Here is a 12,589-nt window from a genome sequence, read left to right as displayed (position 1 = left end):
GCGGCGACGGTAAAAGCTCTAGCAATGTAGAGGTCAAGGTTTCCGTAGGATGCCGTTCGTGATCACAGCGCTGCGCGACCTCGGTACCGGTTCCCGCCTCCTCGGCCGGGGGTTCGCCCTGGTGCTGGGGAACCGGCGGCTGCTGGTGCGCGGCGCGCTGCCCGCGCTGCTGACCAGCGTCCTGCTCTTCGCCGGGCTGACCGGGCTCGCGCTGACCGCCGGTGACCTGGTCGCCTGGGCCACCCCGTTCGCCGACGACTGGTCGCAGACCTGGCGCGTGCTGCTGCGGGTCGGCACCGGGATCGCGCTGGTGATCGGCGCGGTCGCGCTGTCGATGGTGTTGTTCGCGGCGCTGACGCTGATCATCGGGAGCCCGTTCTACGAGAGCATCGCCGAGGAGGTCGAGGACCGCGAACTCGGCGGTGTCCCGTCCGCGCAGGAGATCGGCTGGGGCCGCTCGGCGTGGATCGGCCTGCGCGACGGGGTGCTGCTGGTCGTGCGGGCGCTGCTGTGGGCCATCGTGCTGTTCGCGCTCGGGTTCATCCCGGTCCTCGGCCAGACGGTCGTCCCGGTCCTGGCGGTGTGCGTCGGCGCGTGGCTGCTGACCATCGAGATGACCGCCATCCCGTTCGTCCGCCGCGGGGTCAGCCTCCGCGACCGCCGCCGGGCGCTGCGGAGCAACCGGGCCATGACGCTGGGCTTCGGTATCCCGGTCTACCTGCTGTGCCTCATCCCGTTCGCCGCGCTCGTGGTGTTCCCGGCGGCCATGGCGGGCGGCACGCTGCTGGCGCACCGGTTCAGCGCAGGAGCTCCCTCAGGTCGAAGGTGACCTGGATCCGGTCGACCTTTCCGTTGTGGACGTGACTCCAGTTCGCCGTCTGCACGGGACCCGCCTCGGTGGTGTGCAGCTCGAACCACGTCAGCACGTCGTCGCCGTCGACGAACCGGTGCCGCACAACGACATCGGTGACGATCGCGGAGAGACCCTCGATGCCCGCGCGGCACTCGTCGGCGCCGTTTGCCTTGCCCAGCGGCCCGGTGAAGGTGACGTCGTCGGCGAGGATCGCGCGCAGGCGGTCGAAGTCCTTGGCCTTCCAGGAGTCGAAGTAGGTCCGGACTGTCTCTTCAGGAGTCATGCCCCCAGTCTCGGCGCGGTCGGGCCATAAGTCGAATAGCGGCTTGTTCCAGGTGCTAGAACTGATGCTTATGGAGCTGCGTCAGCTGGAGTACTTCATCGCGGTGGCGGAGGAAGGCGGGTTCACCCGGGCCGCCGAGCGGGAGAGGGTGGCGCAGCCGGGGATCAGCGCGCAGGTGCGGCGGCTGGAGCGGGAACTCGGGCAGGTCCTGTTCGACCGGTCCGGGCGCGTGGTGCGGCTGACGCAGGCCGGGGAGGCGCTGCTGCCGTACGCCCGGGCCGCGGTGGGGGCGGTGGCGGACGCGCGGGCGGCGGTGGACGCGGTGGCCGGGCTGCTGCGGGGGCGGGTCCGGGTGGGGATGCTGACCGCCACGCCCGCCGGTGACCTGGTGCGGCTGCTGGCGGGGTTCCACGCGGCGCACCCGGGGGTGGAGGTCAGCCTGCGGGAGGACACGTCGGACCGGCTGGTCGCGGGGATCCTGGCGGGGGCGGTGGACCTCGCGTGGGTCAGCGTGGCCGGGGAGGTGCCTGCGGGGATCGAGAGCGTGGTGTTGACCGAACAGCCACTGGTGGGGGTGGTCGCGGCCGGGGATCCGTTGGCGGGACGGGCGAGCGTGCGCGTCGCGGGGCTGCGGGACCGGGTCCTCGGGTGCCTGCCGACGGGGACGGGGCTGCGTGCCGCCTTGGAGGGCGCGTGCGCGGCCGCGGGGTTCGCGCCGCGGGTAGGGTTCGAGGCGAGCGCCCCGGACGTGGTGGTGTCCCTGGCGGCCCACGGCATGGGCGTCGCGATCGTCCCGGCGGCGGTGGCGGAGGCACACCGGGGCGAGATCGCGGTGGTCCGGCTGACCCACCCGGTACCCGTCGGCCGGGTAGTCCTGGCCTGGAGAAGCGGGGACGCCCTCAGCCCAGCCGCCCGAGCCCTGGTGAACCTCGTGCGGAACGGCCCACCGGGCTGACGGGTGTCGGCTAGAGCTTGCGGCCCATGCCGCAGAGCATCATGAAGTTCATGTCGTTGAGGGGGGTCATGCGGGGGCCGTCGGGCCACCACTCGTGCAGGAAGGTGAGGCCGGGTTCGATCAGCTCGAGGCCCTTGAACCAGTACTCGACCTCGGTGCGGTCGCGGAAGGCGGTGGCGATCTTGGTGTTGCGGAAGCCGTCGCGCAGGGCGGCGGCGAGGTGGGCGTAGTGGCTGCCGTCGGCGTGGTCGTACTGCTGGCTGATGACGACGTAGGAGCCGGGGGCCAGGGCGTCGACCCAGCCGTGGACGGTGGCGCGGGCGACGACGTCGTCGAGCAGGTGGCCGGTGACCGCGCACAGCATCAGGCCGATGGGGCGGTCGAAGTCGATCCGGCGGCGCAGGTCCGGGTCGGTGGTCACGAACTCGGGCTCGGTGATGTCGTAGTCGAGCATGTGGGTGTTGTCGTTCTCCTCGAGCAGCGCCCGGCCGTGCGCGAGGACCACGGGGTCGTTGTCGATGTAGACCACCTTCGCGTCCGGGTTGTGCCGCTGCACGATCTGGTGGGTGTTGTCCACGGTCGGCAGCCCGGACCCCAGATCGATGAACTGGTCCACACCACGCTGGGTGACCAACAGCCGCAGCGCCCGGCAGAACCACTCACGGTGGTCCTTCGCCATCTGCCGAACACCGGGGGCCAGCACCGCGAGCTGCTCGACGGCCGCCCGGTCGGCCGCGTAGTTGTCCCTACCACCGAGAAGGGCGTCGAACAGGCGCGCCTGGTTGGGCGCGTCGAAGTCGATCGCCATGCCCTTGGCGCAGTCTTCCCAGGGCTCGGACTCGGCAGCAGGCATGTGACTGACTCCACAGGAAGCGGCAACGGACGGTGAACAGAGTAGGACACGCGGCGACCGCTTCGAACGGCCCCCACCGTACGTCGTACTCGTCAGGGTGGTGGCCGCGCGCCCCCTGGCGCAACCGTCACCCGGAAGATGGAGCCCCGTAGGGGTGATATTGGGCCGGATGGCCGTGTCATCAGACCTCCGACAACCAGGGTCGAGTTAACCCGGAAGGGTGGCGAACGACACGCTGGGTTCAACCGGATGCCGGACCCCGGTCCAACAGGGCGGCCACCGCGCCCAGTTCGTCCGCGCGCGGCGAGTCGGCCCCGGCCCGCGAGCAGGTGATCGCCCCGACGGTCGTGGCCACCGCCAGTGCGTCGCCGAGGGTGGTCTCGTCGAGCCGACCGAGGGGCACCTCCCGGCGGGCCAGCACGCTCACCAGGCCCGCGGTGAACGCGTCCCCCGCCCCCACCGTGTCGACGACGTCGACGGCCGGAGCCGGGCGCTCGACGGCCAGCGCGGTGGTCACCGCGAGGGCGCCGCGCGGTCCCCGGGTCAACACGACCAGCCGCGGACCGAGGATGAGCAGCGACTCGGCGCGGCTGACCGGGTCGGTGCCCGGGTAGAGCCACTCCAGGTCCTCCTCGCTGACCTTCAGCACGTCCGCGAGCCCGGCCTGCCGCTCGAACCGCGCACGGGCGACCTCGGGCCGCCCGGCCAGCGTCGGGCGGATGTTCGGGTCGAGGCTGACCGGGGTGCCCGCCGCCCGCGCCGCCCGCATCGCGGCCTCCACCGCACTGGGCGCCAGCGCCGCCGCCAGCGACCCGGTGTGCAGGAACGCGGCCCCGTCCACCAGCGGGACGGCTTGGACGTCCCAGGACACCCGGAAGTCGTAGCGGGCGACCCCGTGCTCGTCGGTGGCAGCGAAGGCGACGCTGGTCGCGCCGGTGGACGACAGCATGCGGATGTCCACATCGGACTCTTCGAGGTGCGCGCGGACGAGGGCACCGAACAGGTCGTCGCCGAAGGTGGTGCTCAACACCGCCCGCCCCCCGAGCCGCGCCACCGCGATCGCCGCGTTGGCAGGCCCACCACCCGGATGCGCGGTGAAAGTCCGCCCATCCGGCCCAGCGACGAGGTCGACCAACACCTCGCCAACCACACTGATCACCCCGTGCTGGCTCCCACTCATGCCCAGAACGGTAGTGCCGCCACCCACTCCCCGACCGATACCGCCCACCAACCCGACAGAACTGCCGACCACCACAGGTCAGCCCCGGGACGGCAGCACCTGACTAGCTGACGTCGTGGCCAAGACTCAAGACAGGCAGCGACCACGGCATCGGTTCGCTCGTGCGGGATTCCCCCTGGTCGCAGGTGCGGTCAGGCGGGGAAAGGCAGTGGTGGCTGGGTGACCGCGGACCCGGTGACCGCGGCGGCGCGGGCTTCGGCTGAGGAGAGGCAGTGGCCGCAGGTGACGGGTTCAGCGGCGGGGTGGAGTTCGCCCGCGCCGGGGCCGGACCAGCCTTGGCCGCAGGCTGGGGCGGGCATGGTCAGGCCTGCCACCCAGGGGGTCATCCGGACCGCGTGGACCACCGGGGAGCGGCGGACGCGCAGGTTGCGGTCGGTGAAGCGGGTGGCCTCCTGGCTGGCCAGCGACGACAGGCCCGTGTAGAGCGGGTCCGGGATCAGCGGCTCGGTGGTCACCGGCCCAGCATGCCGCACCGGGACGACAATCCGGGGGACCTCAGCTCGCGCCCCAGGCCCAGCGGACGCCGTAGCGGCCGGGTTCGAGGTCGATGGCCATGGCGTGCGCGGTGTAGGCGGAGTCCAGGGTCAGGGCCCTGACCTGCTCGCGGCCGTCGACCTCGGCGAACTGGACGCAGTAGCGGGGCAGGGCGCGCGGGTCGAAGCGGACCTCGAGCAGGTACTGGCGCACCGGCATCCGGCTGACCCGCTGGTGGCCGTAGGCGACCGGGCGCGGGGTCGGCAGGTGCGACTCGTGCTCCACGACGATCGTCTCGCGGCGGCCCAGGGGGCGGTCGAAGAGCAGTTCGGCGGCGACCTGGCCGCCGCGCAGGTCGACGTTGACCCGGCCGAGGGTGCAGTTGCGGGTGCCGGTCAGCGACGGCGGTTGGCCGCCCTCGCGCTCGGCCCAGCTGGTGACGACCAGGCGGTCGACGCCGTCGCGCTCGGCGCGCAGCACCTGGCTGGAGCGCTGCACCCGCTTGGCCCGGTCGGCGCCGATCTCGATCCGGTCGTGCGCCCAGAGCCGGGTCAGCGCCGAGTCGTGGCTCAGGTCGAGTTCGGCGACCAGGCGGCGGAACTCGGTGGTGTCGGCCCACGGCGCGGACGCGGCCAGCGGCTGCGGCGCGCGCCGGGCGGACCGACCTCGGGGGCGCGGCGCTTCCAGCAACCCGCGCAGGCCACCGGCGGCGAGGCCGAGCAAGTCCTCCAAGTGGCCCAACGCGGCGATCGAGCGCGGCCGTTCGGGTCGGCTGCGCCCGGTTTGCCAGTAGCTCAGCGTCGCGAGGCTGACCGGAGTCCCCCTCGCGCGCAGCGCCTCGGCGACGCGTTCGAGGGTCGTCTCACTGTCGGCGATGGCCGCGCGCAAGGCGTCGGCGAAGCAGTGCGGGGCCGGGTCCACCTACCGGAAGGTAGCTGCGGCCGCCCGGCAGCGGAAGAGGTGGTTCGTTGCACGAGCGGCGGCGCCACGTTCGATATCGGGGCCGTCCGTTGGGAAATCACCGGGTAATTCGATCCGTCCCCGGTCCCCGATTGAGAGATACCCGATCCGGTAGCTGCAGCGATATCCCGGCACTTACCGAAACCGGAGCCGGACAAGGCGGACCCAGGTATCGGCCGACCGGGTACGCAAGGGTTTTCACCGTTGACAGATAGCCGCGCTTTCGGTCTGTCACCGCCCTGACCAGCGGTTGACCTGAAGCAGCGTACCGAACGTGCGCGCCCGTGCGGGTGATCGGCTGCGGTATCGCCCGGTCATACCAGCGATTTCCCACCGACGCCCGGACGCGGATCAACAGATGGGAAGAAACGGCAACATCCCATGCCCGTCCCGGTCTTGCCGAGGGCGCGGAAGAGGGGCCAGTATTCGCCGGTAACGCTGTCGACGCCGCGTCTGATCCGGACGCGGCCCGGTGGCGGCAAACCCTCCAGCGCCGTCCGCGGCGCTCCCTGCGGGAGGAACGTTGAAACGCACTCGATTCACCCTGCTCGCCGCCATCACCGTGGCGGCCGCGGTGGTGGTGTCCACCGGTGGTGTCGCCTCCGGCGGGCAACAGGCCCAGGCCGAGCAGCGCGCGACCGCGGAGTACGCCGTCTCGGGCGTGCGCACCGTGCAGCAGCGCAGCGCGATCGCGGCGACCGGTGCCGCGGTCAACGGCCGCGAGGACAGCCGCCTGCTGATCACCGCCACCCCGGCCGAGGTCGCGAAGATCCGCGCGCTCGGCTTCGGCGTGGTCGCCGACGCCGCCCCACCCGGTGACCGGGGTGGTGCCGGGGCGCTGGACTTCCCGAGCGCCGACGCCGGCTACCACAACTACGCCGAGATGGTCGCCGAGCTGAACAAGGCGGTCACCGACCACCCCGGCCTGATCAGCAAGCAGGTCATCGGCAAGTCGTACCAGAACCGCGACCTGTACGCGTTCAAGATCTCCGACAACGCCGCGACCGACGAGAACGAACCCGAGGTGCTGTTCACCCACCACCAGCACGCGCGTGAGCACATCACCGTGGAGATGGCGGTGTACCTGGTGAACCTGTTCACCGACAACTACGCCACCGACAGCCGGATCAAGGGCCTGGTCGACTCGCGGGAGATCTGGGTCCTGCCCGACCTCAACCCCGACGGCGGCGAGTACGACATCGCCACCGGGTCCTACCGCAGCTGGCGCAAGAACCGGCAGCCCAACTCGGGCTCGAGCGCGGTGGGCACCGACCTCAACCGCAACTGGGACTTCAAGTGGGGCTGCTGCGGCGGCTCGTCGACCAGCCCCAGCTCCGACACCTACCGCGGCCCGTCCCCCGGCTCGGCGCCCGAGGTGTCCACGGTGCAGAACTTCGTCAAGAGCCGGGTCGTGGGCGGCAAGCAGCAGCTCAGCACCGCCATCGACTTCCACTCCTACGGCGAGCTGGTCATGTGGCCGTTCGGCTGGACCTACGACCAGGTCGTGCCCGGTATGACCCGCGACGAGTACAACACCTTCCAGACGCTGGGCAAGTCGATGGCCGCGACCAACGGCTACACCCCGGAGCAGGACTCGACGCTCTACATCACCGACGGCGCGATCGACGACTACCTGTGGGGCGCGCACAAGATCTGGGCGTTCACCTTCGAGATGTACCCGACCGGCTCCAGCGGCGGCGGCTTCTACCCGCCCGACGAGGTCATCTCGCGGGAGACCGCGCGCAACAAGGCCGCGGTGCTCAACCTGCTGGACTACTCCGACTGCCCGCCGAGGGCGATCGGCAAGACCTGCGACGGCACCCCGCCCGACCCCGGCGGCAAGGTCTTCGAGAACGCCGACAACGTGAACATCCCCGACGCGGGTGCCGCGATCACCAGCGACATCGTCGTCTCCGGCGTCACCGGCAACGCCCCTGCCGCGCTGAAGGTCGACGTGGACGTCAAGCACACCTACCGCGGTGACGTGGTGCTCGACCTGGTCGCCCCGGACGGTTCGGCCTACCGGCTGAAGAACTCCTCCACCAGCGACTCCGCGGACAACATCATCGCCACCTACACCGTGAACGCCTCGACGGAGGTCGCGAACGGCACCTGGAAGCTGCGCGCCCAGGACACCTACCGCTCCGACACCGGTTACATCGACAGCTGGAAGCTCACCTTCTAGCCGTCCCACGGATTCCACACCCTGCTACAGCACCGACGAACGTGCTGTGTGGACACGAGAGGACAGACCCTTGAAGAGGTTGACCAAGCTCCAGAAGGCGCTGGTGCTGGCCGTCGGGTCAGTGGCCGCCGCCGCTGCCGTGGCGGGCCAGGCACTCGCCGCGTCCCCGAGCGCGCAGCCGCCGACCGACATGAGCCCGCAGGTCGTCGGCGGCACCCGCGCCGCCCAGGGGGAGTTCCCCTGGATGGTGCGGCTGTCGATGGGCTGCGGCGGCGCGATGTACTCGGAGAGCCTCGTGCTCACCGCGGCGCACTGCGTCAACAGCACCGGCAACAACACCGGCATCACCGCGACCTACGGCGTGGTCGACCTGCAGAGCAGCTCCGCGGTCACCCGGCAGTCGAAGTACGTCTACCGCAACCCGGGCTACTCCACCTCCACCGGTGGCGACTGGGCGCTGATCCAGCTGGCCAGCCCGATCACCGGCGCGGCGCTGCTGCCGATCGCCACCACCACCGCCAACGACTCCGGCACCTTCGACATCGCCGGGTGGGGCGCGGCCTCCGAGGGCGGCGCGCAGCAGCGGTACCTGCTCAAGGCGCAGGTGCCGTTCGTGTCGGACTCGTCGTGCAAGTCGGCGTACCCGAGCCTGAAGTCCGCAGTGGAGATCTGCGCGGGCTACACCCAGGGCGGCACCGACACCTGCCAGGGCGACTCCGGTGGCCCGATGTTCCGCAGGGACGGCGCGGGCCAGTGGGTCCAGGTCGGCATCGTCTCCTACGGCCAGGGCTGCGCCCGGCCGAACTACCCCGGCGTGTACGCCGAGGTGAGCGCGCTGTCCTCGGCGATCCGGGCGAAGGCGAGCGAGCTGGGCGGCACCCCGCCGACCACCACGACCCCGCCGACCACGACGACCAACCCGCCGTCGGGCCGCACGTTCGAGAACACCAACGACGTGAACATCCCCGACGCGGGCGCCGCCATCACCAGCGACATCGCGGTCTCGGGCATCTCGGGCAACGCCCCGGCCACGCTCAAGGTCGACGTCAACATCGTGCACACCTACCGCGGTGACCTCGTCATCGACCTCGTCGCCCCGGACGGTTCGGCCTACCGGCTGAAGAACTCCTCCACCAGCGACTCGGCCGACAACGTCGTCGCGACCTACACCGTGAACGCCTCCACCGAGGTCGCCAACGGCACGTGGAAGCTCAAGGTCCAGGACACCTACCGCCAGGACACCGGCTACATCAACAGCTGGAAGCTGACCTTCTAGTCAGTTCCGTTCGGGAGCACGCAGTCCGGACACGACACCCCCGCCTCGGTCGGTCAGGCGGGGGTGTCGCCCGTTGTGGGGTCGTTCGCGTTCAGCCGCGGACGTGGGCGGCAAGTGGTCGTGCGTCGAACGGGTCGGGGCAAATCCCTTGTGGGACAAGAGGTTCGAGGTTCGAAATGACCACTTTGGTCTGTCCGGGTGCTGTTTGTGGTGGTCGGGTGACGACTAGGTTCGTCCTATGAAGCGCAAGTACGTGGTTGTCGGGGTTGTGCTGGCTGTGGCGCCGTTCATCGGGGTGGGGGCGGCGTCGGGGGCGGTGCGGAGTCCGTTGTTGACGGACGGCGTGTTACCGCTACCGCCGGGGTTCACCAGTGCGGGGGTGGTGGACCTCAACGACCGGGGCGATGTCGTCGCGGGCGGGCGGGCCGATGGGCCCGAGCAGGTGGTGCTGTGGCGCGGGGACTCGGTGAGCGTGCTCGGTGGCGGGTCGCCGACGGGGCTCAACAACCTCGGGCAGGTCGTGGGGGCCGAGTACGTCAACGGCGGTAGCGGGCAGTACGAGCGGACGCCGAAGTTGTGGCAGGACGGGACGACGACGGTGTTGGCCGGGCCCGCGCGGTCCTACGTCGGCACCGGGGACATCACCGACAGCGGCATCTCCCCCGTCACCTACCCGAACAGCACCGCCGGGTACCACATGGAGAACATCGGCTACTGGCGCGGCGGCGCGTTCAGCAGGCTGTCGGCGCCGACGCCCGGCCCGCACGTGTCGCTGTCGGTCGTGACCGAGAACGGGACCACGGCGGGGTCGTTCCTGCCCATGTCGGGGACCGGCGCCTACGCGTTCCGGTGCGACGCGACGACCTGCGCGCGGCTCGCGGCGTACCCCGGCGGCACGGGCGAGGTCCGGCCGGTCGCGGCGAACGACAACGGCGTGGTCGTGGGCAACCAGAACGGCGTCGGCCTGCGCTGGGAGGGCGACCAGGTCGCCGCGCTGCCCGCGCTGACCGGGGCAGGCGACGCGACGGTGTCCAACAACCGCCGGGCGATCAACAAGCGCGGTGACATCGTGGGCGCCTCCGGTGGTCGCGCGACGCTGTGGCGCGACGGGGCGGCGGTCGAACTCGGGTCACCGGGCGGGGGCCAGAGCGCCGCGGTGGCGGTGAACGACCTCGGCGACGTGGTCGGGTGGTCGCGGACCCCGCAGGGCCAGACCCGCGTCTTCCTGTGGCGGGCCGGGCGGTCCTACGACCTCGGCACCGCGGGCCAGACCGACGCGACACCGGTCGGCCTCAACAACACGGGCACGGTCATCGGCACGGCCACGACGTCGGACTACCGCTCGGTCCCGTTGCGCTGGACCGTGCGGCCACCCCGCTAACCAGACCCCACCACCAAGCCCCTGCTGACCAGACCAGTTGTCCGGACAGCCGCTGGGCCGCCCCGGGAACGGCGGCCCAGCGACCGGATCACGCGGAGGCGAACGCTCGCTTCAGGCCGCGAACGCGTCGGTTGGCGCGGGTCATGGCGGGATCCTTCTTCTGCAGGGAGGGTGGAGCGAGGAGGTCGTGCCCGACCAGCGTGCCCCGGCGCCCCAGACGGGACGAGGGTCGAACAGGACAACGGCGCGATCAGGACACGCGTGGATTTTCACAGCGGCCGCCGCGAGGGGCTGTGATGGCGCGGCGGCCGCGCCTAGGGTGTCGCCATGGCGCACCTGTTAGGGCCGGTCGGGCTCAGCGAGACGGACAACTCGGTGTACCTCGCGCTCGCCACCACCCCGCGCGGGACCGCCCAGGACGTCGCCGACTCCGCCGAGCTGCCGCTGCCCGCGGTGCGCAGGGCGCTGCGCACCCTCACCGCCGCCGGGCTGGTCACCACGCTGCTGGCCCGGCCGATGCGCTACGTCGTGGCCCCGCCCGAGGTGTCCATCGAGGCGCTGGTCTCGCGCAGGCAGCAGGAACTGGAGGGGCTGCGCGCGGCGGCGCGGGAGTTGGCGCTGCGGCTGCGCGAGACACCGGCGTCGGCGGAGTCGAGCCTGGTGGAGATCCTGGAGGGCAACGACGTCATCCAGCACCGGTTGGCGCAGATGCAGCTGGGCGCGCGCGAAGAGGTGCTGATCATCGACGCGCCGCCGTACCTGCACGGGACGCCGGTGCAGAACGACCAGGAGCTGGTCGCGCTGGGGCGCGGGGTGCGGTACCGCTCGCTCTACCACGGCCCGGCGCTGGCGCTGCCCGGCCACTACGCGCAGATGATGGCCTGCATCGAGCTCGGCGAGCAGGCCCGGACGCTGGCCTCGGCGCCGATGAAGATGATGATCGTGGACCGCCGGGTGGCGCTGATGCCGGTGTCGTTCGCCTCGGCCGAGACCAGGACCCGGCTCTTGGTGCATGCCGCGCCACTGGTGGAGGGCCTGGTGATGTGCTTCGAGGCGCTGTGGGACCAGGCCGCGCCGGTGCTCGGCGGGCAGGACGCCGCCGAGCGGACCGCGACGCTGTCCGAGCGCGACAGGCAGGTGCTGTCGCTGATGGCCGCCGGGCTCAAGGACCAGGCGATCGCCCGGGCGCTCGGCGTGGCCCAGCGCACGGTCGTGCGCCGGATCGGTGAGATGATGACTACCCTGGGTGCCGACACCCGGTTCCAGGCGGGCCTGCTCGCCGCTCGGCGCGGGTGGTTGTGACCGGCGTTCCCGCTGGTCAGCACCCCGCGCGCGGGTTGGGGGGTTGTGCGTGGGGCTGCGGGGCGTAGCGTGGTCGGTGAGCCGACCGCACGGTGATGCTGCGTCGGAGATGCGATTCGGGTGGCGACGACCGAGCTCGGACTTCATTTTCTTCGTGGCCGCCCCGATTCAAGGGAGCGCCACAAACCCATGAGGCACCCACCCGAGATAGCCATCTGCCAGGACCGCCTGGGCGAACTGGGCGCCGAGGTGCCCGTGCTGCGCCTGCGCGGCGACATCGACCTGGCCACCCGCTCGACCGTCGAGGCGGCGCTGACCGTCCGGCTGGCCCGCAAGCCGCGGCTGCTGGTGCTGGACCTGACCCACGTCGGGTTCGTCGGCGCCTGCGGCCTGACCCTGCTCACCCAGGCCCAGCAGCGGGCCAGGGGCGACGGCGGCCGGGTCGCGGTGGCCTGCTGCTGCCCGCAGGTGCTGCGCGCGATGGAGGTCACCCGCCTGCTCGCCGAGATCGCCCCGTTCCGCAGCGTCGCCGACGCGCTGGCCGCCGACCCCGGTGTGGCCATCCCCCAGCAGCGCCTGCACTGATCACCCGTCGCCCCGGTGGCGCGCCCAGCCGCGTCGACCGGGGCCACCGCGGTCGCCGTGCCGCCCCACCGGCGGATCCGCCCCCTCCCCCTGGACCTTCCCAAAGGGACGGTCGTGCGCGCCCGAACAGGTGACGGCCCGGTCCTCCACAGTGGACGGGACGACCACCGGGCGACCCGCCCACCCGAAGTTGACCCGTTGGTGGGGTAACGCCGCCACCAATCGGGAAAAACCAGGACCTT

Annotated in this window: 12 protein-coding genes and 1 pseudogene; 8 read left to right on the top strand and 5 right to left on the bottom strand. The window is 71.5% G+C overall.

Annotated features, from left to right (window positions below):
* Nucleotides 1-49: 49 nt before the first annotated feature.
* Nucleotides 50-829: an EI24 domain-containing protein gene (locus LV79_RS31105; RefSeq protein WP_253841852.1), complete on the top strand. Its 780-nt coding sequence runs from the start codon at nt 50-52 to the stop codon at nt 827-829.
* Here the strand turns inward: LV79_RS31105 and LV79_RS31100 are convergent.
* A complete protein-coding gene (locus tag LV79_RS31100; protein ID WP_253841851.1) occupies nt 798-1,136 on the bottom strand; it encodes a nuclear transport factor 2 family protein in 339 nt (112 codons plus the stop codon). The genes LV79_RS31105 and LV79_RS31100 overlap by 32 nt on opposite strands.
* A gap of 70 nt (nt 1,137-1,206) precedes the next feature.
* Here LV79_RS31100 and LV79_RS31095 point away from each other — a divergent pair, with 70 nt between their 5' ends.
* Nucleotides 1,207-2,091: a LysR family transcriptional regulator gene (locus LV79_RS31095; protein WP_253841850.1), complete on the top strand. Its 885-nt coding sequence runs from the start codon at nt 1,207-1,209 to the stop codon at nt 2,089-2,091.
* A 10-nt stretch (nt 2,092-2,101) separates the two neighbouring features.
* Here the strand turns inward: LV79_RS31095 and LV79_RS31090 are convergent, their stop codons facing one another.
* The 4 genes from LV79_RS31090 to LV79_RS31075 all read right to left on the bottom strand — a co-directional run bounded on the left by LV79_RS31090 (nt 2,102) and on the right by LV79_RS31075 (nt 5,579).
* Nucleotides 2,102-2,944, bottom strand: a complete 843-nt coding sequence (locus LV79_RS31090; RefSeq protein ID WP_253841849.1) for an SAM-dependent methyltransferase — start codon at nt 2,942-2,944, stop codon at nt 2,102-2,104.
* 241 nt (nt 2,945-3,185) lie between these two features.
* Nucleotides 3,186-4,124, bottom strand: a complete 939-nt coding sequence (locus LV79_RS31085) for a carbohydrate kinase family protein (RefSeq protein WP_253841848.1) — start codon at nt 4,122-4,124, stop codon at nt 3,186-3,188.
* Nucleotides 4,125-4,315: 191 nt separating this feature from the next.
* Nucleotides 4,316-4,639: a hypothetical protein gene (locus LV79_RS31080; protein WP_253841847.1), complete on the bottom strand. Its 324-nt coding sequence runs from the start codon at nt 4,637-4,639 to the stop codon at nt 4,316-4,318.
* Between the two features lie 40 nt (nt 4,640-4,679).
* Nucleotides 4,680-5,579, bottom strand: coding sequence for an XRE family transcriptional regulator (locus LV79_RS31075; RefSeq protein ID WP_253841846.1), 900 nt, complete (start codon nt 5,577-5,579; stop codon nt 4,680-4,682).
* Between the two features lie 562 nt (nt 5,580-6,141).
* Between LV79_RS31075 and LV79_RS31070 the strand changes: the two genes are divergently transcribed.
* From LV79_RS31070 to LV79_RS31050, 6 genes and pseudogenes are all read left to right on the top strand, one after another.
* The gene (locus LV79_RS31070) at nt 6,142-7,803 is read left to right on the top strand and encodes a M14 family metallopeptidase (RefSeq protein WP_253841845.1); all 1,662 of its coding nucleotides are present in this window, start codon (nt 6,142-6,144) and stop codon (nt 7,801-7,803) included.
* Nucleotides 7,804-7,873: 70 nt separating this feature from the next.
* Nucleotides 7,874-8,674, top strand: a pseudogene (locus tag LV79_RS31065) (S1 family peptidase); the annotation flags it as partial.
* Nucleotides 8,675-8,758: 84 nt separating this feature from the next.
* Nucleotides 8,759-9,079, top strand: coding sequence for a proprotein convertase P-domain-containing protein (locus LV79_RS34860; protein WP_372495511.1), 321 nt, complete (start codon nt 8,759-8,761; stop codon nt 9,077-9,079).
* Nucleotides 9,080-9,317: 238 nt separating this feature from the next.
* Nucleotides 9,318-10,460: a hypothetical protein gene (locus LV79_RS31060; protein WP_253841843.1), complete on the top strand. Its 1,143-nt coding sequence runs from the start codon at nt 9,318-9,320 to the stop codon at nt 10,458-10,460.
* A gap of 327 nt (nt 10,461-10,787) precedes the next feature.
* On the top strand, nt 10,788-11,762 hold the full coding sequence (locus tag LV79_RS31055; RefSeq protein ID WP_253841842.1) for a helix-turn-helix transcriptional regulator: 975 nt from the start codon (nt 10,788-10,790) through the stop codon (nt 11,760-11,762).
* Between the two features lie 189 nt (nt 11,763-11,951).
* Nucleotides 11,952-12,347 carry an STAS domain-containing protein gene (locus LV79_RS31050; RefSeq protein ID WP_253841841.1) on the top strand — a complete coding sequence of 132 codons (396 nt, stop codon included), beginning with the start codon at nt 11,952-11,954 and terminating at the stop codon, nt 12,345-12,347.
* Nucleotides 12,348-12,589: the final 242 nt, after the last annotated feature.

The sequence above is a fragment of the Actinokineospora globicatena genome, from assembly GCF_024171945.1.
Classification (GTDB): domain Bacteria; phylum Actinomycetota; class Actinomycetes; order Mycobacteriales; family Pseudonocardiaceae; genus Actinokineospora; species Actinokineospora globicatena.
Note: the sequence above shows the minus strand (reverse complement) of the source record. Positions and strands in the feature narration are given on the sequence as shown.

Excerpts from the sequence above, each read along its gene's own strand:
- LV79_RS31085 (WP_253841848.1), bottom strand. The coding sequence starts at position 4,124 with ATGAGTGGGAGCCAGCACGGGGTGATCAGTGTGGTTGGCGAGGTGTTG.
- LV79_RS31055 (WP_253841842.1), top strand. The coding sequence starts at position 10,788 with ATGGCGCACCTGTTAGGGCCGGTCGGGCTCAGCGAGACGGACAACTCG.
- LV79_RS31090 (WP_253841849.1), bottom strand. The coding sequence starts at position 2,944 with ATGCCTGCTGCCGAGTCCGAGCCCTGGGAAGACTGCGCCAAGGGCATG.
- LV79_RS31050 (WP_253841841.1), top strand. The coding sequence starts at position 11,952 with ATGAGGCACCCACCCGAGATAGCCATCTGCCAGGACCGCCTGGGCGAA.
- LV79_RS31100 (WP_253841851.1), bottom strand. The coding sequence starts at position 1,136 with ATGACTCCTGAAGAGACAGTCCGGACCTACTTCGACTCCTGGAAGGCC.
- LV79_RS31105 (WP_253841852.1), top strand. The coding sequence starts at position 50 with ATGCCGTTCGTGATCACAGCGCTGCGCGACCTCGGTACCGGTTCCCGC.
- LV79_RS31095 (WP_253841850.1), top strand. The coding sequence starts at position 1,207 with ATGGAGCTGCGTCAGCTGGAGTACTTCATCGCGGTGGCGGAGGAAGGC.
- LV79_RS31060 (WP_253841843.1), top strand. The coding sequence starts at position 9,318 with ATGAAGCGCAAGTACGTGGTTGTCGGGGTTGTGCTGGCTGTGGCGCCG.